This window comes from Salicibibacter kimchii (genome assembly GCF_003336365.1).
Taxonomy (GTDB): domain Bacteria; phylum Bacillota; class Bacilli; order Bacillales; family Marinococcaceae; genus Salicibibacter; species Salicibibacter kimchii.
Genome location: NZ_CP031092.1, coordinates 1,249,277 through 1,272,306, shown reverse-complemented (window position 1 = coordinate 1,272,306; position 23,030 = coordinate 1,249,277). Strand labels below are relative to the sequence as shown.

26 protein-coding genes and 1 pseudogene are annotated in these 23,030 nt (G+C 44.4%); 19 read left to right on the top strand and 8 right to left on the bottom strand.

Annotation, left to right across the window (positions count from 1 at the left end; genetic code table 11):
- Positions 1 to 219 precede the first annotated feature (219 nt).
- The 4 genes from DT065_RS18815 to fabF all read left to right on the top strand — a co-directional run bounded on the left by DT065_RS18815 (position 220) and on the right by fabF (position 3,261).
- Positions 220 to 384, top strand: a complete 165-nt coding sequence (locus DT065_RS18815; protein ID WP_160112437.1) for a hypothetical protein — start codon at positions 220 to 222, stop codon at positions 382 to 384.
- Positions 385 to 453: 69 nt separating this feature from the next.
- A complete protein-coding gene (locus tag DT065_RS06430) occupies positions 454 to 858 on the top strand; it encodes a hypothetical protein (RefSeq protein WP_418314650.1) in 405 nt (134 codons plus the stop codon).
- 135 nt (positions 859 to 993) lie between these two features.
- Positions 994 to 1,929: a beta-ketoacyl-ACP synthase III gene (locus tag DT065_RS06425; RefSeq protein WP_114371802.1), complete on the top strand. Its 936-nt coding sequence runs from the start codon at positions 994 to 996 to the stop codon at positions 1,927 to 1,929.
- 87 nt (positions 1,930 to 2,016) lie between these two features.
- Positions 2,017 to 3,261: a beta-ketoacyl-ACP synthase II gene (fabF, locus tag DT065_RS06420; RefSeq protein ID WP_114371800.1), complete on the top strand. Its 1,245-nt coding sequence runs from the start codon at positions 2,017 to 2,019 to the stop codon at positions 3,259 to 3,261.
- Positions 3,262 to 3,295: 34 nt separating this feature from the next.
- On the opposite strand, the gene DT065_RS06415 is transcribed toward fabF, so the two are convergent.
- The gene (locus DT065_RS06415; protein WP_114371798.1) at positions 3,296 to 3,844 is read right to left on the bottom strand and encodes a M15 family metallopeptidase; all 549 of its coding nucleotides are present in this window, start codon (positions 3,842 to 3,844) and stop codon (positions 3,296 to 3,298) included.
- Positions 3,845 to 4,093: 249 nt separating this feature from the next.
- Between DT065_RS06415 and DT065_RS06410 the strand changes: the two genes are divergently transcribed.
- The 9 genes and pseudogenes from DT065_RS06410 (at position 4,094) to DT065_RS06375 (ending at position 10,108) form a co-directional block, all read left to right on the top strand.
- Positions 4,094 to 4,648 carry a TetR/AcrR family transcriptional regulator gene (locus DT065_RS06410; protein WP_114371796.1) on the top strand — a complete coding sequence of 185 codons (555 nt, stop codon included), beginning with the start codon at positions 4,094 to 4,096 and terminating at the stop codon, positions 4,646 to 4,648.
- Between the two features lie 171 nt (positions 4,649 to 4,819).
- Positions 4,820 to 5,974 carry an MFS transporter gene (locus DT065_RS06405; protein ID WP_114371794.1) on the top strand — a complete coding sequence of 385 codons (1,155 nt, stop codon included), beginning with the start codon at positions 4,820 to 4,822 and terminating at the stop codon, positions 5,972 to 5,974.
- Between the two features lie 198 nt (positions 5,975 to 6,172).
- Entirely contained in the window at positions 6,173 to 6,784 is a 612-nt protein-coding gene (locus tag DT065_RS06400; RefSeq protein ID WP_160112436.1) for a TetR/AcrR family transcriptional regulator, read from the top strand.
- Positions 6,785 to 6,918: 134 nt separating this feature from the next.
- Entirely contained in the window at positions 6,919 to 7,182 is a 264-nt protein-coding gene (locus DT065_RS19510) for an ATP-binding cassette domain-containing protein (protein ID WP_250645674.1), read from the top strand.
- Between the two features lie 32 nt (positions 7,183 to 7,214).
- Positions 7,215 to 7,859 (top strand): ATP-binding cassette domain-containing protein, encoded by a 645-nt coding sequence (locus tag DT065_RS19270; protein WP_250645673.1) that lies wholly within the window; start codon positions 7,215 to 7,217, stop codon positions 7,857 to 7,859.
- Positions 7,852 to 8,625: an ABC transporter permease gene (locus tag DT065_RS06390; RefSeq protein WP_114371790.1), complete on the top strand. Its 774-nt coding sequence runs from the start codon at positions 7,852 to 7,854 to the stop codon at positions 8,623 to 8,625. Before DT065_RS19270 ends, DT065_RS06390 begins: the two co-directional genes overlap by 8 nt.
- A 257-nt stretch (positions 8,626 to 8,882) precedes the next feature.
- Positions 8,883 to 9,155: pseudogene (locus tag DT065_RS06385) on the top strand (GNAT family N-acetyltransferase); the annotation flags it as partial.
- On the top strand, positions 9,133 to 9,345 hold the full coding sequence (locus DT065_RS06380) for an LD-carboxypeptidase (RefSeq protein ID WP_114371788.1): 213 nt from the start codon (positions 9,133 to 9,135) through the stop codon (positions 9,343 to 9,345). The pseudogene DT065_RS06385 and the gene DT065_RS06380, both read left to right, overlap by 23 nt.
- Positions 9,346 to 9,511: 166 nt before the next feature.
- Positions 9,512 to 10,108 carry a class I SAM-dependent methyltransferase gene (locus DT065_RS06375; RefSeq protein ID WP_114371786.1) on the top strand — a complete coding sequence of 199 codons (597 nt, stop codon included), beginning with the start codon at positions 9,512 to 9,514 and terminating at the stop codon, positions 10,106 to 10,108.
- 209 nt (positions 10,109 to 10,317) lie between these two features.
- On the opposite strand, the gene DT065_RS06370 is transcribed toward DT065_RS06375, so the two are convergent.
- The gene (locus tag DT065_RS06370; protein WP_114371784.1) at positions 10,318 to 10,968 is read right to left on the bottom strand and encodes a hypothetical protein; all 651 of its coding nucleotides are present in this window, start codon (positions 10,966 to 10,968) and stop codon (positions 10,318 to 10,320) included.
- A gap of 210 nt (positions 10,969 to 11,178) precedes the next feature.
- On the opposite strand from DT065_RS06370, the gene DT065_RS19090 reads away from it, so the two are divergent.
- Entirely contained in the window at positions 11,179 to 11,289 is a 111-nt protein-coding gene (locus tag DT065_RS19090; RefSeq protein ID WP_114371782.1) for a SpoIIAA family protein, read from the top strand.
- A 44-nt stretch (positions 11,290 to 11,333) separates the two neighbouring features.
- Here the strand turns inward: DT065_RS19090 and DT065_RS06360 are convergent, their stop codons facing one another.
- The 3 genes from DT065_RS06360 to DT065_RS06350 all read right to left on the bottom strand — a co-directional run bounded on the left by DT065_RS06360 (position 11,334) and on the right by DT065_RS06350 (position 16,035).
- Entirely contained in the window at positions 11,334 to 12,071 is a 738-nt protein-coding gene (locus tag DT065_RS06360; RefSeq protein WP_114371780.1) for a YqjF family protein, read from the bottom strand.
- A gap of 359 nt (positions 12,072 to 12,430) precedes the next feature.
- Positions 12,431 to 13,354: a LipP1 family hormone-sensitive lipase gene (gene lipP1, locus DT065_RS06355; protein ID WP_114371778.1), complete on the bottom strand. Its 924-nt coding sequence runs from the start codon at positions 13,352 to 13,354 to the stop codon at positions 12,431 to 12,433.
- 122 nt (positions 13,355 to 13,476) lie between these two features.
- Positions 13,477 to 16,035: a CBS domain-containing protein gene (locus DT065_RS06350; protein ID WP_160112435.1), complete on the bottom strand. Its 2,559-nt coding sequence runs from the start codon at positions 16,033 to 16,035 to the stop codon at positions 13,477 to 13,479.
- 132 nt (positions 16,036 to 16,167) lie between these two features.
- Here DT065_RS06350 and DT065_RS06345 point away from each other — a divergent pair, with 132 nt between their 5' ends.
- On the top strand, positions 16,168 to 16,440 hold the full coding sequence (locus DT065_RS06345; protein ID WP_160112434.1) for a YuzI family membrane protein: 273 nt from the start codon (positions 16,168 to 16,170) through the stop codon (positions 16,438 to 16,440).
- A 60-nt stretch (positions 16,441 to 16,500) separates the two neighbouring features.
- Entirely contained in the window at positions 16,501 to 17,250 is a 750-nt protein-coding gene (locus tag DT065_RS06340; RefSeq protein ID WP_114371772.1) for a DUF3603 family protein, read from the top strand.
- A gap of 528 nt (positions 17,251 to 17,778) precedes the next feature.
- Here DT065_RS06340 and trpS read toward each other — a convergent pair.
- Together trpS and DT065_RS18810 are read right to left on the bottom strand one after the other, a co-directional pair.
- Positions 17,779 to 18,756 (bottom strand): tryptophan--tRNA ligase, encoded by a 978-nt coding sequence (trpS, locus tag DT065_RS06335; RefSeq protein WP_114371770.1) that lies wholly within the window; start codon positions 18,754 to 18,756, stop codon positions 17,779 to 17,781.
- A gap of 172 nt (positions 18,757 to 18,928) precedes the next feature.
- A complete protein-coding gene (locus tag DT065_RS18810; protein WP_160112433.1) occupies positions 18,929 to 19,093 on the bottom strand; it encodes a hypothetical protein in 165 nt (54 codons plus the stop codon).
- A gap of 47 nt (positions 19,094 to 19,140) precedes the next feature.
- Between DT065_RS18810 and DT065_RS06330 the strand changes: the two genes are divergently transcribed.
- Positions 19,141 to 19,641 carry a peroxiredoxin family protein gene (locus DT065_RS06330; protein WP_114371768.1) on the top strand — a complete coding sequence of 167 codons (501 nt, stop codon included), beginning with the start codon at positions 19,141 to 19,143 and terminating at the stop codon, positions 19,639 to 19,641.
- Between the two features lie 112 nt (positions 19,642 to 19,753).
- On the opposite strand, the gene DT065_RS06325 is transcribed toward DT065_RS06330, so the two are convergent.
- Entirely contained in the window at positions 19,754 to 20,728 is a 975-nt protein-coding gene (locus DT065_RS06325) for a sodium:calcium antiporter (protein WP_114371766.1), read from the bottom strand.
- Between the two features lie 723 nt (positions 20,729 to 21,451).
- On the opposite strand from DT065_RS06325, the gene spxA reads away from it, so the two are divergent.
- Positions 21,452 to 21,847 carry a transcriptional regulator SpxA gene (gene spxA, locus DT065_RS06320; RefSeq protein WP_114371765.1) on the top strand — a complete coding sequence of 132 codons (396 nt, stop codon included), beginning with the start codon at positions 21,452 to 21,454 and terminating at the stop codon, positions 21,845 to 21,847.
- A gap of 305 nt (positions 21,848 to 22,152) precedes the next feature.
- Positions 22,153 to 22,815 (top strand): adaptor protein MecA, encoded by a 663-nt coding sequence (mecA, locus tag DT065_RS06315; protein ID WP_114371763.1) that lies wholly within the window; start codon positions 22,153 to 22,155, stop codon positions 22,813 to 22,815.
- Positions 22,816 to 23,030: the final 215 nt, after the last annotated feature.

Below are 23,030 nucleotides of genomic sequence, written 5' to 3'. Positions count from 1 at the left end.
TTTCGGTCATCATGAAGGGCTCATGGTGACCGAATTTGTTTTCGGAACGTTTAAAACGTCTCCATGGTGCTCTTTATCTACTTATCCGGTATAATGTTGGGTAATCATACGTAGGCGTTATGCATTCTTTTATCGGTGATTATCCGATTCAAGAACGTATGATTGTCTGATGGACATTCATCCGCAGGTACTTCGTTTTTTACATTAGGAGCTGATGCTATGCATTTTCTTATAGGTGTACTCATTTTTACGTTTGTTGCAATCGCCGTCTATTCTATCTTGTCGAGCTATACTTCTTTTGCCGAGACGGTCATTGTTCTTCTGGCGCTCGCTCTTGCCCTTCTTGCAGAATATACGTACATGAAAATACGGGCAAATGGTTAACGCTCCGCACATCTGTTATATCGCTACCATAGACTATGCAGTAGCCTATGCAGGAAAGGAAGAGATGGATTGATGCGACCTATTTATTCTCCGGCATCATATCGAGCAGATGGGTATGCCACTTATCCGACATCTACACCCTCAGGTGAAGAACGCATTGGATTTTTTCTGCCATTTGTTGCCGGACTTGCGACGGGGCCGTTGTTAGCCGGTGGGGGATTCGGTGGTGGTTATGGCACCGGGTATGGCGCCCCTCCCCCGATTAGTTATGGTCCCCAGTACGGCCCCCAGTATGGGCCAAGTTACGGTCCAAGTTTTGGGCCGACCTACGGGCCGGTCTATGGTGGGGATCCCGGTTACGGAGCTTTTCCGGGATACGGTGGTGCTGGTTCCTCCGGGTCTTCACCGGGGTACGGCAGTTACCCACTTCCGCCGTATGGTCCGTATGGAAGTGCTTCGGGCTCCCCGCGATAAAAAGAAACCGTGTCCATTTCCTCGGATGGGCACGGTTTTTTCTATTGCGGAAACGATGGAAATGGGATAATATTAGTACTAGGTCATAATACGAAGCAATATTTCAAAAGCCAACCAAACAGGAGGGGAATTTGTATGCGACAAGCGGGCATCTATGGAATCGGAAGTTTTGTTGAAGGGAAAGAAGTTACAAATAAAGATTTCGAAAAGACCTTGGATACGAGTGATGAATGGATTCGGACCCGTACAGGAATCGAGCGGCGAGTTTTTGCAGATGATGACGTGGACACCTCAGACATGTCTTATTTTGCTGCTGTTCGCGCCCTTGAACACGCCGAGGAAAAGGCCGAGGATCTGGATCTGATTATTGTCGCGTCTGTCACCGGTGATTATCCTTTTCCATCTGTATCCTCTATGATTCAAGATCGTCTCGGCGCGCATAAGGCAGCGGCGATGGATATCGGTGCCGCTTGTGCCGGATTTGCGTACGGAGTCGTCACCGCCAGCCAATTCATATCTACCGGAGCTTATGAACGGATCCTCATCGTCGGTGCGGAAAAATTATCAAAGGTAACGGATTTTACCGATCGGAATACAGCTGTTCTCTTTGGGGATGGTGCCGGAGCGGCGGTCATCGGACCCGTTGGCAACGACCGCGGATTGCTCTCCTTTGAATTGGGATCAGATGGCAGCGGAGCGCCCCATATTATGGCGAATCCTTATCTCTATATGAATGGACGAGAGGTGTTCAAGTTCGCCGTTCGCCAGATGGGCGATACATGTATGAATTTGCTTGAAAAGGCCAATCTTACGAAAGATGATGTCGACTATCTCGTTCCCCACCAAGCGAATATCCGTATCATGGAAGCGGCCAGGGAACGTTTGGAATTACCAAAAGAAAAAATGGCAACGACCGTACAAAAATATGGAAATACGTCCTCTTCTTCGATTCCTATTGCTCTTGTGGAAGACTTAAATCGTGGTAAAATAAAAGATGGAGATTTAGTCGTGATGGTCGGATTCGGCTCCGGTCTTGTATGGGGCGGCATCGCTCTTCGCTGGGGACGTTAGACCGATCCGCACAATTTACGAAACTTGGCGCTAAGACGATTGATAGCCTTCGTCATCGGTACTAGGCCAAGTTTTTAAAAGGAGAGAATGAAGATGAAACATCGTGTCGTAGTCACGGGCATGGGGACGGTGAACCCGCTCGGGAATCATGTGGACGAGTCCTGGAAACACGCGCTTGCAGGGGAGACGGGCATCGGTCCGGTGACGAGGTTGAGTGCAGAACAATTTCCCATTAATGTTGCGGGTGAAGTCAAAGGATTCGAAGCAGAAGACTATTTGGATCGAAAAGATGCCCGGAAAATGGACCGGTTTACCCATTACGCCGTTGCTTCTGCATATATGGCCCTCGAAGATGCCGACTTTAAGATCACAGATGAAAATGCCGATCGCGTCGGTGTCTGGATAGGTTCAGGAATCGGGGGCATGGAAACTTATGAAAAACAATTCAAACAACTCACCGAAAAAGGACCGAGACGAGTAAGCCCGTTTTTCGTCCCAATGATGATCCCGGACATGGCTTCCGGACAAGTATCGATTTTTACCGGTGCAAAAGGGATAAACTCTTGCAGCGTTACCGCTTGTGCATCGGGAACGAATTCCATTGGCGATGCGTTCAAGGTCATTCAAAGAGGCGACGCGGACGCCATGATCACCGGTGGAACGGAAGCGCCGATTACGAATATGGCGATCGCCGGTTTTTCAGCGGCCAAAGCGATAACAACGTCCGATGACCCTGCGACGGCTTCACGCCCGTTTGACGCTGAGCGGGACGGATTTGTCATGGGCGAAGGTGCCGGTATTCTTATTTTGGAATCGTTGGAATCTGCAGAAGCCCGGGGGGCAGACATTTACGCGGAAGTGATCGGCTATGGTTCAACCGGAGATGCCTACCACATGACAGCACCTGCGCCGGATGGAGAAGGTGCAGCGAGAGCAATGGCACAGGCGCTTTCCGACGGAGCAATTGAAAACACAGACGTCGGCTACATTAATGCACACGGTACGAGCACCCCGTACAATGATGAATACGAAACGACCGCAATTAAACATGTCTTTTCCGATCATGCCCATGAACTTGTCGTCAGTTCCACGAAATCAATGACAGGGCATTTACTGGGGTCTACAGGCGCCGTTGAAGCCATCTTTACTATACAGTCGCTCGTTGATCAGGTTGCACCGCCAACCGTCAATTTACGCAACCCTGACCCAAAATGCGATCTTGACTACGCAGCAAACGAAAAGAAACAAATTGACGCAAAAGTCGCTATCACCAATTCCTTTGGCTTTGGGGGCCACAACGCGACGCTTGCTTTTCAAACGTACGAAACGTAATAGCTAAGGCTGTCATCCCCACGTGATGACAGCCTTATGTTTGTTCATTTTGCCCCAGTTGTTGTTTTGCCTCTTGAAGTTCTTCCACGGATAACCCGAAATCCATTTGCAAATGGGGATAATCATTCCAATGGCCGCCCCAGTCAAATCCCAACTCCTCTCCGATTGCGGCTACTTCCAGCCAGTCGGCTTCCCCGCTTCCATTGCCGTCATATTCGATGTCCCAGATGAGTTCTCCGTCGTTATTTTCAATCGCGAAGTCGATGGCCAAACCGTAGTTATGATAGGACTCGCCTGCTTCCGCGTTCGTCACAATGTTCCCCGATTCTGTCCGCCCTTGCGCGTAGAGATCATCTTGTCGTTCGTGGGAGCGATGTCCTTCTGTAATGACGACATTAATCCCGATATTCTCTGCCCGATCGATTAATGTTTCTTTTTTTTCTTTTACATAAGGGTGCAGGTCTTCGCCGTTGGAGACAACGTCCTCTGCCATCGCTTGTTGACCATGATTTTGCTCGAGATCAAACAGAAATATCGTTGAAAGGAGCGCCAGGAGGCACGTGAAAAACAAGAAATTTTTCATAGATAAAGAGATTCCTCCGGTGGTTATACTAGTAAATGTTAATATAATAGAGGAGATGTGGAATGTCAATATAGAGGGGATGTTGGGGTTTTTTGTATATGCTTAATGAAAGAACCTCGTCAATTTTGAAACCGCTAGAGCATAATGGTGGAAATAAAACCGATGGGACATGATTGAAAACCATCAATTGATTAAAAAAAAGAGACATGGTATGCTAGGTATAAAGGTCGTTCTATATAGGAGATGGGTATGAATAAATCAGTTAAAAAAGAAGCACTCTTAAATGTGGCAGAAAGACTATTTTATGAACATGGATTTCGGGGCGTTGGTCTCAAGCAAATTATTCGTGAAGCAGATGTAGCGACGATGACGCTGTATAACCATTTTTCATCTAAAGAACATTTGGTTGAAGAGGTTTTAAAGCAAAGGGAAGACAGATATTGGTCGTACTTGGATCATTTTGTCCAAGAAGAGGACGAAACACCTTTTCTTTCTGCTGTTAAAGCCCATGGGGAATGGCTGGAAGAAGAGTCCTACCAAGGTGATATGTTTTTACGAGCGATTGAAGATTACGTGGGAGCCAATAATGATATTGAAAATATTGCTCGTTCGCACAAATCCAGACTGTTACGATATTTTCAAACACTGGCCAAACGGATTGACGAAGATAACCACAATGATTTAGCTCATTATTTTACGTTGCTGCTTGAAGGAACAACATCGATGACGACATTGTATGGGGCAGAAAAAGCGACGGAATACGCGATGGCGATGGCAAATAAGATTGTTTATCCGCCATCGTAATTTTTTCGCACCATTAATATAAAGATCGTTCTATATATACATGAGGAAACGGGAAAATGAACAACGGCGGACGCGATGGCAAAGAGGAGAATTGCTTATCTGCCATCGTAATTTTTGACACTATAAGTATAAAGGTCGTTCTATATATCAAAGATTGGTGGTGACGATATCATGAAATTTTCAAGATTGGTACTCCCTGGTATTACAATGATTGCTGTTAGCTATGGGTTTGCAAGATTTAGTTACGGTTTGTTGCTTCCCAATATTAGTCAAGATTTGGAAATGTCTTCACCGGTGTCTGGTATCATCTCTTCGCTTTTCTATATCGCTTATTGCTTTGCCATTGTTTACTCTACTGTTGTCTTAACGACCGATAAGGGACCTCGTGTCATGATCCTCGCTGCTGGAGTCTCCGCCTTTATTGGATTATTAATCATGGGGGCATCGCCCAATGTGTGGGTTTTAGCGTTAGGGGTTCTGTTTGCCGGCGGAAGTACAGGGCTTGTTTCCCCGCCATATGGTGCAGCGATTTCGCTTTGGATCAAGGAAAAAAAACAAGGAAATGCCAATACATGGATTAATGCTGGTACCAGCATCGGTCTTGCCCTTTCAGGAGCAGGCGCGCTTTTTCTTGCATCGGAGTGGCGATTTACTTATTTTATTTATGCGCTTATTGCGCTCATTGCCCTCATATGGAATGCAAAGGTGATCCCTAAAATCGGCGCTAGACCTCGCGTCACTTTCGAGAGGGGGGAGTTTTCTTTCAGAGGAGTGGAAGGAGCCGTCCCTTTAATCATTTGTGCGACGACGCTCGGAATATCCACGGCGGCTTTTTGGACGTTCGCCATCGATTTTCTTGAGTCGACGAACACTTATAGCGATTGGCAGCTCTCGCTGTTTTGGATCATCATCGGTGTTTTCGGGATATTAGGCGGCTTCTCCGGATCGCTCATTCAACGTTTTGGACTTCCTTGGGCTTATAAGTGGGGCGGCCTTATCATCGGAATGGCTTCTTTATTGCTAGCTTGGCTTCCGGAACAATGGGCTGTGTCCTACCTTTCGGCTGCTTTATTTGGGGTCTCCTATATTTTTATTACAGGTGTGTTGATGGTTTGGGGGATTAGGGTGTTTATTACCAATGCATCTTTAGGGATCGGTACGTCTTTTTTACTTCTGGCCGTCGGGCAAGTCATTGGATCCATATTCGCGGGAATGTTTATTGATCTTGGCGGATTTACGTTCACATTCGTTATCTACGGTTTTATAGGGATTGTGGCAATGATTTTCGGACCGAAAGAGATAAAAAAATACATGGGGAACCTTTGAGTGGAGGCGATGATGTTAGTATGGTTTGGTTTTTCTTTTTCCAATGGAGCAGAAGTGACTTAGCCTTCTTTTACCGAGATAAGCTACCGTCACCCTCTCCTATGTTATAATCGGGGTTATAAAGAGATGAACTTTTGAATGCTTAAATGATGCTGAAAAATTCAATCATACATTTGAAAGATAGGAATGAAAATATATATGGCACCGTTAAATGAGGAACAATTAGATAAGAAAAAAAGGGAGCGAAAAGAACAAATTATGCGCGCGGCTTTGAAAGTGTTTGCGGATAATGGTGTTAAACTCACGAAAATAAGCATGATTGCAAAGGAGGCAAAGGTCAGTCATGGATTGGTCTATCATTACTTTGATTCTAAAGACGAAATACTGTATGAGAGTATAGAATATGGGATGCAAGAAAATATGGTAGAGCAATTCTTTAATGATTTGAACGACAGTCGGAGAACCCCTCTGGAAAAAATTAAACAGTTTACCCGATTCGCTTTTAAAGAAAGTGATACGGGGATAAGCAATATGGTTTTTCGGATTGTCCAACAATTAAATGTTGTCAATGGTTTACCTGATCATATACATGAACTCGTGGAAAATGCAGGAAAGTTCTACATAGAGGCTTTAACTCCTTTATTTCTTGATGGACAGAAACGCGGGGAAATCATTCAAGGAGATACCGAAGAATTGTTGGGTGTTTATTTAACTGTCCTATCCAGTATTATGGCGGATGATCCGTCATTCTGGAGAGAAAACCTGGAGTGGAAGGTGGAAATTCTTTTACGGATGATTTCAATACGGTAATACGTTTATCAAAAAAGAGGATTGACATATCGAAAAAACATCTTTAACTTTATATTGACTGAATAAGTCAATCAACAATTTTTTGTTTTAATATTTACTGATTAAATCAATCAAATTATAAAGGGGACGATTTTATGCTTGATCCTGTTATTTCAGTAAAAGATATTAGAAAAAGTTATGGGAAGAAATCTGTTTTAAATGGCATCCATTTTGAGGTAACAAAAGGCTCCATTTTTGCGTTACTTGGAGAAAATGGAGCAGGGAAAACTACTATGGTTCGTATTTTAGCTACTTTGATTCAAGCAGATGGGGGTCTAGCCACAATTGGCGGATACGATACAAGTCGCGAGTCTGCCGCTGTTAAAAAAATGATTAGTTTAACCGGCCCGCAGCAGTAGATGGACGATTAACAGGGGAGGAGAATCTGATCATGATGGGGCGATTAAATCACCTGGATCGTAAGACGGTAAAAAAGCGTACTACAGATCTTTTGGAACAATTTGATTTGCAAGATGCTGCTAAAAAACGGGTACAATCCTATTCCGGCGGGATGCGCCGTAGACTTGACATTGCTATTAGTTTAATTGCTGATCCGGATGTAATTTTCCTTGATGAGCCAACCACTGGACTGGACCCACGTAGTCGCAAGAATATGTGGCGTATGATTCAGAAGCTTGCGGAGAGCGGTGTAACGATCTTTTTAACCACTCAATATTTGGAAGAGGCCGACCAACTTGCAGATAAGGTTGCTGTTATCAATGAAGGTAAAATTGTCGAAGAGGGCACTACCGAGGAACTAAAACGCATGGTTGGAGAAGAAAAATTGGCATTCACTTTTTCTGATCTGGCATCGTGTCACAAAGCTTGGGATCTTTTAGAGGGACAAATGGATGAAAAAGATAGGAGCATTACCGTTACAACGGAAGGTTCACCGGAAAATATGCGACAGCTGTTGAACACATTAAATGAATACGGGATAGAACCGGCATCTGTCTCCTTCCGTAATCCAACATTGGACGATGTTTTCATGCAAATCACACGTAATCATAAGAGAGGGGCTGCTGTCAGTGAGTGAATCGAAGTTGTATTGGACAATAATAGACGGATGGACGATGTCTAAACGTAGTTTAAAGCATATTTTTCGAGAATCAGAATCACTAGTAATGGCGATCGGATTACCGGTAGCAATCATGGTTATGTTTGTCTATGTTTTTGGAGGAGCGATTCAGACAGGGACGGATTATGTGAATTACGTTGTTCCCGGTGTGATCATTACATGTGTCGGTTTTGGGAGTTCGATCATAGCGCTAAGTGTTGCACAGGACATGGTTGGGGGCTTATTCGAGCGTTTTCGCAGCATGGCACTCCTCCCCTCTTCTTTAATGGTGGGCCACGTTATCGGAGGTTTCGTCCGCAATGTAATTGCGACGACAGTGGCAATTCTTGTTGCCTTGCTCATTGGGTTTCAGCCAGAGGCGGGATGGCTGGAATGGATTGGTGTGATTGGGATTTTGACTCTTTTCATGTTGTCAATTAGCTGGATTTTTGTTGTCTTTGGTTTACTCGTAAAAAGTGTGGAAACAGCTAACGCTATTACATTTCCGATGTTATTCCTGCCTTATTTGAGCAGCGCCTTTGTACCAACAGAGACCATGCCCTCATGGATCCATGCATTTGCTGAAAATCAGCCGATGACCCCGCTAATCGAGACATTGCGTGGACTTTTGTTGGGTACTCCAATTGGCAATCATCATTGGCTCACCATTGCTTGGTTTGGGGGGTTACTAATTGTTTCAATGAGCGCCGCGACCATTCTGTTCAAACGTCATAAAAGTGAATAAGGGTTTATAATGGAGCTAGCATAGGAAGGCTAGAGTAGCTAGATAAGGAAGCGAACATTGAGGAAATGTAAGGCTGAAAACAAACTAAATAATTTTTTACAGCAACTTTAATTTGCTCACAAAAATGAAAAGAGCTTTTCTGATTTTGACGATATTTACTGTAATTTTACGGAAGAAAAAATCATAGAAAACAACCCGAACGGTTGAAGAAATTTGTTACAATTTCTACGAGACGACTCATTTTCAACGAGAGGACGATGGATAAGTTAACGATTACGGAACTTGACTCGGAAAAAGAAATCAGCGAAGCTTTCCCAATTATGAACCAGCTGCGTACGCATCTTAACGAAAAAGAATACATGGAGTTGGTGGCTGAGGCGAGAAAAAAAGATATGTACAGAATGTTTGCTTTGTACGACCAAGGAAACATCGTTGCGGTGATTGGGTTTAAGCCTATGATCACTCTATATTATGGGAGATTTGTTTGGGTTTGTGATTTAGTTACGGATACGCATAAACGTTCGAAGGGGAGATAAGATTGGCCTCATATCTCCTTCGACTCCAGCACCTGTGAAATTCCCCGAACGCTATCAAAGAGGGAAGGCGTATCTGGAGAGAATGGGGCTGGAAGTAATTGAGGGCAGCTGTACATATCGAGAACAGAGCTATCGTTCAGCACCTATTCATGATCGAGCGGAAGAGATCAATGAATTTAACTAATTGGGGGAGTCGATACTATGGAAGTTTTTGCAGAATATTTAGCGCGTATTGATCACCCGCAACATCGGGAACAAATTAGGTTGTCTTAGAAATAGAGGGTGTACTTCAAAATCCCGACCTTGGTTTTTTAAAAGGGTGCAAGCTTTTAGAATTAAAGGAGAGAAATATGGAAAATAACGTTTTTGAGCAGATGGCAAAAAAATATGATACAGAAGAAAGAATTGAATTAGCCAATGTTATAGTTAAGGAAGTAAGGCCAGAATTACAAAATAGTCGATCAAAATCTTTAATGGACTATGGGAGTGGTACTGGTCTCATTGGTTTAGAGTTATCGGACTTGGTAGATTCTGTTTTGTTAGTAGATTCATCAAAACAAATGCTGGAGGTAGTAGAAGAAAAAATTTCTCGCAGGGGAATCAAAAATTCCAGGGTGGTTTGTTCAGATTTCACGAAAGAAAAACCTAATCTTAAGGTAGACATCGTTTTAATGTCACTAGTCCTTCTGCATATTCCGGATACTAAAAAAATGCTGCAAGAATTATTTAATGCTTTAAATAATGGTGGCGAATTAATGATTATTGATTTTGACGAAAACGATAAAGTGCATCATCCAAGCGTTCATAATGGTTTTTCGCATGAAAGCTTAAAAAGAATATTATCCGAGGTTGGATTCAAATCCATCAAAATGAAAACATTCTATCACGGAAATCGTATTTTCATGAACCAAGATGCCTCCATGTTTATAGCCAGCAGTACAAGATGACCTCTTCAATCTTAAAAAAACGTACTTATCAATCAAATCAAAGAACAGATAGCCCGCGGCGTTTTAATAGAAGGGGGATACTTCTATGGAAGCACTTTGATTCGAAGAACGAAAAAGAAGCGTAGATGTCTTCACCTTCATTTACGGGCGCCACTTCGGACAATTTTTATAAAAGGCGTTAAAACCGTCTGATATTCAGTAATCACCCTTTATTTGGGATCAGCATGATCCCCACGTTCTTCCTGATCTCGGTCACGATTCTCGATCGTTTTTTTCTGTGCCTCGGTGCTTGCATCTTCAGGTGATACTTCATTCTCCGACTCTCCAAATGAATGATCTTTTTCCGTTCGTTCAGGGTTTAGGTGATCTTGGATGTCCTTTTTAAGAAAATCTGAACGCTCTCCATGCCAAATTAAATCAAAAATGGCTCGCCCGTTTGTAGGCTGACCATCCGGTAGATAAACCGGAAGTACATCGAAAAGGATATAGAAAAATAAATAGAAGAGGAAAAGGTCCCAAAACATATTGGAGGAAAGCACGCCGTTTGCAAGCAACGAATTTGTAATGACAGCAACGACACCCATGGTCAGAATGGGGGACGCATAGATGACGATATGCCAGAATTTCCCCTCCGGATTAAGCTCATCGTAGTCCATCCAGCTGTACATGATAACATATCTGCGTACTTCAAGCGTTCGTGTAGAAAAAAGGATAGGGCCGCACCCAATCGTCAGTTTTTTATTCGTAGCCCCCAACAAGGTTGCGGCCAAATAATATCCGTTCTCCCGAATGACCATGACGATCGGTAAAACGACCAAAGCTGACAGAAATAAACGTGGAAGATCTGTTAATTCAAACACGTTATCCTCCCCCTTTCAGTGTAATAAAGTTAATGAAGTACTCAATATCCTCGCGCCACCAAAACTTCAATCCCATCGTTGAAGGGTTAAGGATCATTTACGTTTAAAATTTATAAAGCTCCATCAAATAAATACACGTTGATACTAATCTTTAAACATCACTCACGTTCCTTAAACGTAGTAATAAACGTGTAAAGAAGGCGAGATTCATTGGACCGAGGGAAGGTTAGCGTTAAGGTAGGGGACTATTTACCGGGGGTTACGACGAAAAACTTTGATATGGACGAATTGGAGGAAGCGTGGGCATGGCTAAGAAAATAAAGGGAAAGAAAAGAGCTTCCATGGTAGTGTGCCGGGAAGCTCTTTTAATCTACTTTTTTAAGCGGCCAAAAGAGAACACGTCGGGCGGGGGCGTAATGGAGAAGCGGCTCAGCATTCAATAAGGTATCAGATAAAGATGGCGCCATGTTTTGCTTGATAATGGTTGCTTCTGCGTCATGAATTTTCCATGGCTTATGATGGATACCTACTTCAAATAGGGCGTTCTTACTTTCAGACCATAAGTAATACCTCTCCACGAGCCAAAAGGCCAAACTATCTTTTTCAGGATAATAGGATTCGGAAACCGGGTGGTAACTTCCTTCAAACGCGAAAGTCGCATCTCTTTTTCTTGTGCTGTAGTAATGAAAAGCTCCTTTTTTCTCCTTCATTTTCATTCTTGCATGAAAATAGGGCAATGTACCGGTTCTTGCGCCTAAAACGGCAAGCAGCTTCTCGGCATCCATGCTAAAGAAATAAATGCCGGATATGCCATTTCGCCTTACATAAGTCCTGACATTCAGTTCTAAAAATGATTTCAGAAAAGGAATGGGAGGCATTTTTCGAAAACGCATATCATTTATTTTAAATGGAAGGATCGTGAGCCAAGCTACACCTTTGTAGGTATCCAGCTCCACGCCTTCAGGAATATGCCTCCTCATGACTTCAGAAGGGACAGGGAAGTGCATGAATAATAAATGCTCCCATTTTTGTGTCATTAACCAGGGGCCTTTAGGTAAAGGGTCCACTCGATGCTGGGTGCTTTCAAGTATATCCTTATACACGGTTCTCTCTCCTTGGAATTTTCATGCCGCACGCGTTACTTGTGGGATAGGACAGTCTCAGCTTGACTTCGATTTTCTAAGGGAGCCAGCTTCTTATCGTTTATGGGTATAGTAACCTTTATTGAGTGTCTTAAAACATGGGAATGATCCATGTTTTAAATGTGCACCATTTGTTTGTGGCTGAAGAAAATCGGAGAAAGCAGAAGTGAGGTGTTGACAGAAAGGCGTTCAGCTTGCAAAGGGAGGGTTTTTATAGAAGAGTGAGGGGAAACTGCCGCATTAGTCGGGAGAAAAATGCGGCTTTCTAAACCGGGGCAAAGCGCGTGGATTGGGCATCTGGGCGCAACCTCTTGTTTTTTTTATCTTCGGAATGCTCCTCTCAATGCCTCGGCAGCTTGTTCGATCGCTTCCGTTCCTTTTGATATAAACGCGTCCATGCTTACGAAGCCGTGAATCATCCCGTCGTAACACGTGTACAGAACGTCCACCCCTGCTTTATCCAATTCGTCGGCATACGTTTTGCCTTCATCCCGTAACGGGTCGAATTCGGCCGTAATCACGAGTGCCGGCGGCAAACCGCTTAAATCTTCCGCTTGTAACGGGACGGCGTAAGGGTTTTGCAAATCATCAAATGTAGCAAAATATTTTCCCGCGAACCAAGTCATCATGGCTGTCGTTAAAAAATAGCCCTCGCCATTTTCCCGTTGCGATTCGGAGGGAATGCCCGCGCCCGTGGAAGGGTAAAAAAGAACCTGGTAAGATAGGTCAGGCCCCTCTTTTTCCTTTGCAATCATTGACGTTACCGTCGCTAAATTTCCGCCCGCGCTGTCGCCGCCAACAGCAATTTGATCCGTGTCCACATGTATGTCTGCTCCGTTATTGGCGATCCATTCAACTGCAGCGTACGCATCTTCCACAGCTTTCGGAAACGTATGTTCAGGAGCGAGCCGGTAGTCTACGGAAATGACGATGCATTGCGCAAGGTTGGCCAGTGAACGGCATAAAGGATCGTGAGTTTCAATACTGCCCACTACCCATCCGCCCCCATGATAAAAAATAAGTGCCGGGTGGGTGCCTTCTGTAAAGGGGTTGTAGATTCGAATCGGAATGTCGCCATTCGGTCCGGGTATAGTGCGATCGTCAGTGTGTTCAACAAATTGGGGCTGCGCAGTTGCACTGAGTTTTTCAAAAGAAGCCCTCGCTTCCTCGAGCGGCAATGTTTCCAATGAGGGGCCTTGAGATAAAAAGTCCAGAACTGTTTTTGCTTGTGGATCAAGTGGCATGGAGCGTCCTCCTTCAGGAATAAAATGATATCGCTTACATTTATCATAATGAAAAAATCAAGGGGCGACAATCCCCCTATTTGTCGGGAGATCCCCCCTGGGAAGCCGGGTGGCGCCCCGATTCATTCCTTCCGCTCGTCGGGAGAATCTCTGCCTCCCGTTGTTTTGAGCCATTGCAGCGCGTCGTCCCGGTGTTTTAGCCTTTCATCCATCCAAAGGCTTTCGGCTTTTAACAAGAAATGTTTGTATTGCGGGCCGGGAGCCATGGGCAGTTTTCGTAAATCTTCTCCGGAAAGCAACATAGGCATGCGGCGCCGTTTATCGCGGTATCGTTTGATCATGGTGCTCGTTTTTTTATGCAAAACTTCCATATAGGTTTCAAACATTACCAGTCCGGTTTCTTCGATGTCATGGACGTTTTCATGAAGAATACCGAGCGAGGGAAAGGCTGTGTCCTCAAGGGCTTGTAAGCGCTCGAAAGTGTTTAGCAACTGTTTTTCGTCCTTCGTCAATGCAAAATGAGTAAGATGCTGCAACTCTCCGTTAAACGCAACTAACGGGAGAAGCCGTGAAAAGGTGTACAGATTTTCCGGTAAGGCTTGCTGCTCTTCCAAGAGGGAGATCATTTCTTCGGTTTGTTGGGACCATTCGGCAAAAGGAATAAACGGATCCAAAAGGTTTAATGCGTTCAATCGTTTAAATGTCCTTGCTGCTGTCACTTCCGCAAACAATCGTTGAAATTCGGCTTTGAGGCGTTCGGCGGATAAATGGGAAATGGCGGGTGCTGCCAATTCGGCGAATCGTTGTGTATCCGCGGCAAGGGTATAGGAAAACTTTAATTCAAACCGGATCGCGCGTAAAATTCTCGTCGGATCTTCGATGAAACTGAGGTTGTGGAGGACGCGAATCATCCCATCTCGTAAATCGTTTTCTCCACCGAAAGGGTCGATGAGCGTGCCAAAATCCTCTTCATTTAGGGAAATAGCCATCGCGTTAACAGTAAAATCCCTGCGATAAAGGTCTTCACGCAAATTTGAAAACCTGACGTTCGGTAAGGTGGCAGGCGCATCATAATATTCCGCCCGGGCAGAGGCAATATCAACATGCTGCCCGTTGTTAAGGATGATTTTCGCAGTTTTAAACGTGTTGTGTGTATACAATTCTCCGTCCAATTGAGCGGCAACTGTTTCGGCAAAGGCGATGCCGTCGCCTTCGATCACGATGTCCATATCTTCATTTTCGCGCTTTAGCAATAGATCCCTAGTGATGCCGCCGATGAGATAAGCTTGTACCCCTGTTTGAGCGGCAAGGTGGCCGATCGTCTTTAGCAAATCAAAATGATCCGCGGGCAGGGCATGGGCCATGTTGTCCATCAAGTTGCGTTTTTGCTTTTGTTTTTTTTCATAGTGTTTATCGTGCAAGAGTTGTAAAAGATCGGAGCGTGAAATGATCCCGATCAGTTCATGGTTGGCGAGCACCGGTAAGCGCCCGATATCATGGGTGATCATTCGTTTTTGAATTTCTTCGGAGGTTGTGTTTGCTTCACATGTAATGACGCGTTCGTTCATGTGCCCTTTTACCGGGGCATGTCCGAGCCCATGATGAACCGCTTTGTCCACATCGCGGCGAGAAATCATGCCGACCAATTGGTTGTTTTCTTGAACCGGAAAACCGGAATGGCCGTAACGTCGGATTTCATCTCTGACTTCTTCAATGGGAGTGTCAGGGGCCACTGTTTTTACCGGGTGGCTCATCATTTGTTTTGCAACGAGGGCAGACGTGACTGCGTCGGAAAGATGGGCACGAATTTTTTCGGCGACTTCCGCTTGGTCCCCGTCTTTGATTGTCGCGGCCGCTGCTTGGGGATGCCCGCCACCATTAACAGCAGTCAATGCCTTTGATACGTCCGCTCGTGAATGCTGGCTCCTTGCCGTGACAAATATCGTATTTTTCATTTCCGAGACGGCGATGCATGCATCTGCTTCTGCTAAATCGAGCCATTTTTCAACGATGAGGTTCAGTTGGTCAATAAAAGCGTCGGTGGATATCGTTCCAATCATGATCGAAACACCGTCCACGTCGTGTACTTCTCCTCCTTGAAGAAGCTGCAAAAGCAATGCTTTTTGTTCCTCGGAGAAAGAAGGATCGGAAAAACGATTAACGACATCAAGCGCGATTCCCTGTTTGAATAAAAAAAGCAGGGCACGTACGTCACGGCTTGTCGTATGTTCGTGCGTGAAAGCGCCGGTATCTGTATATAAGCCAAGGGCAAATAACGTCCGTTCCCAATCGGTGAGCACGATTTCTTTTTTTTGAATGACTTCCAGGAGAATGGTGATCGTTGCTCCCACCGGAGCGGTTTCCCCGGAGAGCGGGAGCTGGAAACTTCCCGGATGGTGGTCATAGACCGTGATGCTCGATGGAGAATGATCCTGAAATTTATTACTCGCCCGGAGCGGATCGTATGTATCGACTAAGATCAGTTCTTCGATTTCTTCGGACGGTAATTGTTGTTCGTTGATATAGAGAAACTGGTCGCGGTAGATGGCCAAATACTGTTTTACATTTGGGCTTACTTTTGCCGGTAATAAAATCTCGGCGTCGGGATGCAGTTTTTTCGCGGCAACGAGAGAGGCGAGTGCGTCGAAATCTGTGTTTTTGTGGGAAGCGATAATTTTCATATTTATACCCATTCCTTTCGCTACGCTCAAGGCACAAATTTATTTAGTGAAAGCATCAGTAGTTTATTTCAGACTTTCCTCCTCGACTTGTCATACCTATAACGTTCGGTCATACCCATGGGTAACGTGAATGTGGACGTCTCACTTCTAGGAAGGGGGATTACGATCGTTATTCGCATGTTTATCGCGGCCTTCGGTGTGCTTATTGCTGCCATCGGAGCGGTTGGCTTAATTGGCTATTTAAATTTAACCATATCCGGGTATACGTTATATGAGTATTGGCATTTCATTATTTTACGTCCTGAATTGTATTTTTTCGCCGGTGGTCTATTGCTAACGGCCCTCAGTTTTCTTCCCATCCCCCGGAAAATGAAAAATAAAAATCAATCAGGGAGCGTGGAATAAAATCCCTTAATCCCGACTATACTATAGGTACGATTTCTCGTATAGGAAGGGGGCTTACTGATGGCCCGAATTCGTGACGTATGGGTCAATTGGTTCGAAGGCGAAGAAAATGGATACAACATTTGTCATTTTCCTGAATGGCGAAGTGAAGACAAAATAGAAGTACTTGATATCGCTGAGGTTGTCAAGGTCACTGAGCGATTATACGATCAGCTGGAAAATAGCTTGGAGGTCGTCCCTCGTCAATTGCTCGATGCTGTCTATCGAAAGAGCGCACTTCGCAAAAATATGTCCAAGCTTCCGCTCGATTATTGTTTTATTGCAACAACCGGGACGAATACAATGGTTGTGGATACACTTGGATACGAAACTCCGATTCGAAAAAGCCGCTTGACGCCCCGGCAGGAAAAATTGGCGATCGAGGCGATTGAACAGGCCGAAGAACCTGCTTGCGGGGAAGAAGGGGAGCCGATCGAAAAGGAATATCATATCCTGTCTCCGCATCCGAAGCATATGCACGGATTAACACGTAAAGAACGACAACTGAAACAATTGCTGTTTATGATGATCGATCAATTGGACACCTCCGGGCAAGAGGCGGAAATCCGTTACTGGTACACGGAGTGGATGCCTGAAAAATATATGGAGATTCAAATGATGCGTGGGGAAGAAGCATTGCAACAGTTGTACAATGAAGTAAGCGTTGGCTGGAGCGATGATCATTATTACTTATGCGAGGCAATGACAAAGGGACAGCCTTTCTTTGAGAAAATTTGGGATATGCAACATGAAAGTGAAATGCATAAATAATGGCTTGGATCCACAAACTATTCCCTCATTTACACTTCCTTTTTCCTCATCTATAATAGGAAGAAGATATGGAGTAAGGAGGGGCATCATGGACGGATTAGTTTACACGATCATGCAAGTTGCAACTGTCGTTTTTATTGTCGGCTCGATCGCTGTCCCTGTTTTCATTGGACGGATTTGGCGCAAACAAGGAAAAGAATATTAATGAGGAGAGCACTGAACCTGCGTGGAGGGACAGTGCTTTTTTTGTTTAGGACCGAACGCGTTGTAAATCAATCGAATGGGACACCATGCGAGGGTCATGGCACCTGAACGCGGGAGACGATCGCTCTTTCGGTCGCGATAAAGGGGGCATGATGCCCGGAAAAGGAGACCGAAGCGTGAAACGGTTGCCATGGGACGTTCATGATGATCGGAATCAGGCTAAATTCGTCAAAATGGTCCGCATACCGGCTCCATTCCAATTCACGACACCAAAAACAAATAATGCTTCATGAAATACATAATCCGACTCGCTACGTTCCCCGGCTAACTCCGTTGCAATCCCATAGCTTCTTCGGCCTTCTGCAACAGGTGTTGCGCTTGCTCGTTGGCTTTATCGCTTCCTGCATCGAGGGCATTGTCCACTTCATCCGACTCATAAATCTCGTAAAAACGTTGTTGAATCGGCCGGAACACAGAAACAGCCAACTCTGCGAGATCCGTTTTAAAAGCCCCGTATCCTTTTCCATCGTATTCTTTTTCAATGGCTTCGATCGATTGATCATTCAGAAGGGAATAGATCGTTAGCAAATTGCTGATTCCCGGTTTGTTTTCCTCATCAAAACGAATGTTTGGATCGGAATCGGTGACGGCACTTTTGATTTTTTTCGTCATTGTTTTTTCATCATCGAGCATGGAAATGAAAGCTTTATTATTATCGTCGGATTTGCTCATTTTCTTTTCCGGGTTCTGAAGCGACATGATTCTGCGCCCGAGGATTTTCGGTTCTGGAAGGGTGAAAATATCCGCGTATTGGCGGTTAAAACGTTCCGCCAGTGTCCTTGTCAGTTCCAAATGTTGGCGCTGGTCGTCCCCGACAGGCACGATGTCGGCACCGTAGAGAAGAATATCGGCTGCCATTAAAGGCGGGTACGTTAATAATCCGGCGGACACACCGGTTTTTCCTTCCGACTTGTCTTTAAATTGGGTCATCCGTTCCAATTCCCCGATATAGGAAATGCATTGCATGATCCACGCCAATTGCGCGTGCGCCGGTACCTCGGATTGGATAAAAATCGTTGATTTATTAGGGTCAATGCCAACTGCCATATATAGAGCAGCCAATTTCCGTTTTTGATCCCTTAAAGCGACCGGATCTTGCGGGACGGTAATCGCATGTTGGTCGACGATACAAAACGTGCAATCATACGACGCTTGAAAGTCTACGAAATGCTTCATCGCTCCCAAATAATTTCCGAATGTGACGATTCCACTGGGTTGAATGCCTGAAAAAATTTTTTTCATACCTCGTCAGTTCCTTTCTGTTTATTATGTATGCATGGTGCCCCTATTTTAGAGCATCATATAAAAAGAGTAAATGTTAGAAAACTTGGCTTTTCGCCCAGCTTTTATTGCGAAAGCCTTAGTTGCACTTATGTAGATAAGAAAGTTGGTTTATACTTTCTTACCTGCTAAGTTAAGACGCTTTTCGGCGGCGCCAAAAATCGTAGACGAACAGCGGCAAAAGGAAGAAAAGAACCAGATACGGAATAATCCCTGTATCTACACGCGGTTGGATTTCAAAAAGAACCAACCCTGCCAATGCAACGGCAAGGAAGATCGTGATCGACCTAATGACCATGTTTACCCCCCTATCGCAAGATTATAACAAAAATTGGAGGGGATCGTTTGCGGAAATTATTTATTGCTATGTTCTTATTGGTTGCCGGATTGATCGTGAGTGTTTTCGACGATGCAAATGCGGAAGGAAGGGAAGATTCGGTGCCAGTCATGCAAGCTGCGCATTTTGAGGCGGAAGATTTGGACGGAAACGCTATTTCTCTCCGGGATTATGAAGGAAAAAATATCCTTCTCATCTTTTTTACCACGTGGTGTGAAGTCTGTCAGCAAGAGTTGCCCATGCTTTCGGATCATTATGAGTCGCTGCAAGACAAAGGAATTGAGGTGCTAGCTGTCAACATGGCCACCTCCGAGCGAAAAGACACTGATATTGAACCGTTTCACCAAGGGTTGCAAATGCCGATCGTCATTGATCGCGAGGGGCGTATTGCAAAAAGTTACGGGGTGCAAGGTATCCCGACTACCTATGCCATCGATGAACAACACCAAATCGTGAAACCTTTTTATGGACCGCTTGATAAATCGCAAGTTTTAAAGGCTTTCGAGTGAAACGCCCATCGCATTACGATCAGGCCTTTTTCGATCAGGAATGATAAATGTTCAGAGGATGGGCTAAGAAGACGTTGACTTTCGCCATTTTTGGTGAGAAGTCAACGTCTTTCTAAACGATATACAACCAGAGCATCGTCAACACGTAGAACAATATAATGAGCAGCGAAGGCCATGTGTAAAACCGGTGACGTTGATCGGAAGATACAGCATAGGAGATAAGAATACTATTCATAAGCAATAAAAGGACGGTTACCGTATGGCTCATCGACGCGGCTTGCAAAAGGGAACCTGTGTAAAGCAGGTCGCAGACAACCAAAATAACCAAGTTAAACAAGTTACTTCCAAAAATGGACGCTGCCGCCAAGTTTTCATTGTTTAACTTCAAAGCCGTCCATACTGTCATCACTTCCGGCAGGGACGTCGAGGCCGCGATCAAAAAACTGCCGACAAAACTGGAACCAAGGCCGGTGATGACGGCGATTTCATCGCCGGAAAACGTGAGGGCGGTACCGGAAATAAAAATAACAATCGCGGTAATGATAAACCCGATGACCGCGTGTTTCATCGAATATTTTTCTTCTTCCCGCGAGGCTTCAGTTGCTTCGTCTTCTTCCTCACCGGCACCGGCCGTGCGTTGGATAACCCATAAGCTTAATAAATACAGCACAATGATGAGAAGGCTTTCAATGCCCACGCCAATGAAAGGGATTTCCACGGTTGTGAATATGGCAATGGCTGTGATAAGGATCATCAGCATCCCAAACAAAGCCGTGTAGCGTTGTTGTCGGTGGATGTGGGACAGCATTTTCCGTTTTCGGAAAACGAGGTCGAAAACAGCCAAGATCAATAAGTTGGAATGGTTGCTGCCGAAAATATTACCGACCGCCAAATCCGGATTATCCAAATAAATCGCGCTGACGGTGGTCGTTACTTCCGGCAAAGCGGTGGCCACGGCTAGGAGAAACGTGCCGATAAGGAGGGAGCCGAGCCCCGACAGACGGCTGATGGCATCCGCATATGTAGAAAGTTTCGTTGCGGAAACGACGGTTATCACAACCGCGATGAGAAAAATAAGAAAGACCATGGGGATCACCCTTTTTCTTTTTGGCGATTGGTGCTCGCCTCACCTAGTTTTACAATAAATCAATGATTATATCCTCGTTAAGCCTATTTTTTGTTCGAGAGGAGGACATTCATCATTTGCTGAAAGAATGTAAATCTAGAAAGGCTGATTGATAAAAAATGGCAAGGTTATCTGATTGGCTCAACCGGACCATAAACGTATCGCCTTCTACGAACCGACATTCCTGAATATTTGTTATGAAATGTCGGGAAGACTTATACAGAAAACGTAAAGGATCATACGAACGAGGATGAAATGAAACAAATAAACCGATGTAAATGAGAAATCATCTACTGATAAAAAAGGAACGTTTAAACAGGTTACGTCCCGGGTATCAGGGAATCAGTGCCGATTCGAATAATCTTGTGTAAAATCAAAAGGCCCCTTGCTAGATTAGAACCATTATTGTATAATTATAAATGCGAATGATATGCATGCAACTTCTGCTTTTAGATAAAGTGAAACTTCCCCTCTGATGGTTAGTTGAACGAATCGGGGTGTTAGCTGCCCGTTAACTCCGCTTAAGGGATGTAAAGCGGGAGTTTTACGGGCGCTTACCACCGGGATAAATCGAATGGATTTCGACACTGTTTTTAATACTGTAGTTGACCTCTTTATGATAGATCTCTTAAATAGCAATAGTGGGGCAGCTGAACGTCAATCGGGTTGAAAGGAGAGGGTCAGATGGTGACGTTACTAACTTCACCGAGTTGTACTTCTTGTCGAAAAGCGAAAGGGTGGTTGGAAGAACATGATATCCCTTTTCAGGAAAGGAATGTGTTTGCAGAACCGCTTTCCGTGGAAGAGGTTAAAGATGTTATCCGTATGACGGAGGACGGGACAGATGAAATTGTCTCCAAGCGCTCGAAAATCTTTCAGGAATTGGACATTGATGTCGATACATTATCTCTGCATCGACTGTTTGAGCTTATCAGTGAGCATCCCGGCTTATTGAGAAGGCCGATCATCTATGATGATAAACGTCTCCAAGTCGGATATAATGAAGCCGAAATTCGTCGGTTCTTACCTCGAAAAATCCGGACGTACTTTTTGCAAGAAGCCCAAAAACTCGTGAATTAATGCATCGACAATCAAACTTCTATCCACCACAGATAGAAGTTTTTTTAACGGAATGAATACGCATAAACAGACCTGAAATTTTATACAGTAAACGAAGACCCGTTATCAGACCCCCACGGACGAACATGGACGAGAAAAATAAAAAATTAGAGAACGAAAAGATGGCATTCCACCCATATAAAATGGTACACTTACGTTACCATCATTTAAAAAAGCAATAGAAAATGGGCACAAACGCTGAACAGACGCTTGGGTAAAAGAAATAATATGTTACTGGTCCACTTTGACCCGAGGAGGGAGAAATCGTGGAAATCGAAAGAATCAATGATACGACCATTAAGTTTTATGTGACGTATGCAGATATCGAGGACAGAGGCTTTGACAGCGATGAGATCTGGTACAATCGAGAGCGGGGAGAAGAGTTCTTCTTTGATATGATTAACGAAGCGTATGATCATGAGAACTTTGAAATAGAAGGACCATTATGGATTCAAGTCCAGGCATTTAATAATGGACTGGAGATCGTGGTCACCCGTGGCCACATGAGTGATGGGAATGTGAAACTGGAGATCCCGGTAGGTAAGGATAAAGATGATAATGACGTAGACGACAATATTGTCGACATGCTCGACGAGCAGTTGCGTTCAAAGCATAAAAGCAGGGACAATGCAAACGCTGAAGACCCACTCAGCATCGTGATTGCGTTCGCGGATTTAGAAGACTTGCTCTCTTTAAGCAAGGCCGTTAAGTTGGATTATGTGCAAAATGAAATTTACGCAATGGAGAATGTATATTACCTTCATATCGTTTTTGATGATTATTACGATGAAGAAGAACAGGATAACATCTTGAGCAGAGTATTGGAATATGGCCATGAATCAGATGTTTCCATCCATCGCATCCGTGAATACGGCAAAACGGTTGTGCCGGAAAATGGTGTGGAAGTATTGGATGCCTACTTCTCGTAAGAGCGGTACGAACGCTGACCCAATGTTGTGGGCAGCGTTTTTTTAGCAGATAAGAAAGTATAAATCAACCTTCTTATCTGCATAAATGCAACGAAAGCTTTCGCCATAAAAGCTTGGCGAAAAGCCAAGTTTTCTAATACTGTGAAACCGTGTGAAAGGACTATAGTATAAAAAAGAAGGAAAAAGACGCCTGCGCGGTGAATACAGTAAGAGCA

Bases quoted from the DNA above. Each gene is read 5' to 3' on its own strand.
- lipP1 (WP_114371778.1), bottom strand. From the start codon at position 13,354: ATGCCACTTGATCCACAAGCAAAAACAGTTCTGGACTTTTTATCTCAA.
- DT065_RS19270 (WP_250645673.1), top strand. From the start codon at position 7,215: ATGATGGGGCGATTAAATCACCTGGATCGTAAGACGGTAAAAAAGCGT.
- DT065_RS06400 (WP_160112436.1), top strand. From the start codon at position 6,173: ATGGCACCGTTAAATGAGGAACAATTAGATAAGAAAAAAAGGGAGCGA.
- DT065_RS06375 (WP_114371786.1), top strand. From the start codon at position 9,512: ATGGAAAATAACGTTTTTGAGCAGATGGCAAAAAAATATGATACAGAA.
- DT065_RS06350 (WP_160112435.1), bottom strand. From the start codon at position 16,035: ATGAAAATTATCGCTTCCCACAAAAACACAGATTTCGACGCACTCGCC.
- DT065_RS06410 (WP_114371796.1), top strand. From the start codon at position 4,094: ATGAATAAATCAGTTAAAAAAGAAGCACTCTTAAATGTGGCAGAAAGA.
- DT065_RS06340 (WP_114371772.1), top strand. From the start codon at position 16,501: ATGGCCCGAATTCGTGACGTATGGGTCAATTGGTTCGAAGGCGAAGAA.
- DT065_RS06425 (WP_114371802.1), top strand. From the start codon at position 994: ATGCGACAAGCGGGCATCTATGGAATCGGAAGTTTTGTTGAAGGGAAA.
- fabF (WP_114371800.1), top strand. From the start codon at position 2,017: ATGAAGATGAAACATCGTGTCGTAGTCACGGGCATGGGGACGGTGAAC.
- DT065_RS06405 (WP_114371794.1), top strand. From the start codon at position 4,820: ATGAAATTTTCAAGATTGGTACTCCCTGGTATTACAATGATTGCTGTT.
- DT065_RS18815 (WP_160112437.1), top strand. From the start codon at position 220: ATGCATTTTCTTATAGGTGTACTCATTTTTACGTTTGTTGCAATCGCC.
- spxA (WP_114371765.1), top strand. From the start codon at position 21,452: ATGGTGACGTTACTAACTTCACCGAGTTGTACTTCTTGTCGAAAAGCG.
- DT065_RS06325 (WP_114371766.1), bottom strand. From the start codon at position 20,728: ATGGTCTTTCTTATTTTTCTCATCGCGGTTGTGATAACCGTCGTTTCC.
- trpS (WP_114371770.1), bottom strand. From the start codon at position 18,756: ATGAAAAAAATTTTTTCAGGCATTCAACCCAGTGGAATCGTCACATTC.
- DT065_RS18810 (WP_160112433.1), bottom strand. From the start codon at position 19,093: ATGGTCATTAGGTCGATCACGATCTTCCTTGCCGTTGCATTGGCAGGG.
- DT065_RS19510 (WP_250645674.1), top strand. From the start codon at position 6,919: ATGCTTGATCCTGTTATTTCAGTAAAAGATATTAGAAAAAGTTATGGG.
- DT065_RS06415 (WP_114371798.1), bottom strand. From the start codon at position 3,844: ATGAAAAATTTCTTGTTTTTCACGTGCCTCCTGGCGCTCCTTTCAACG.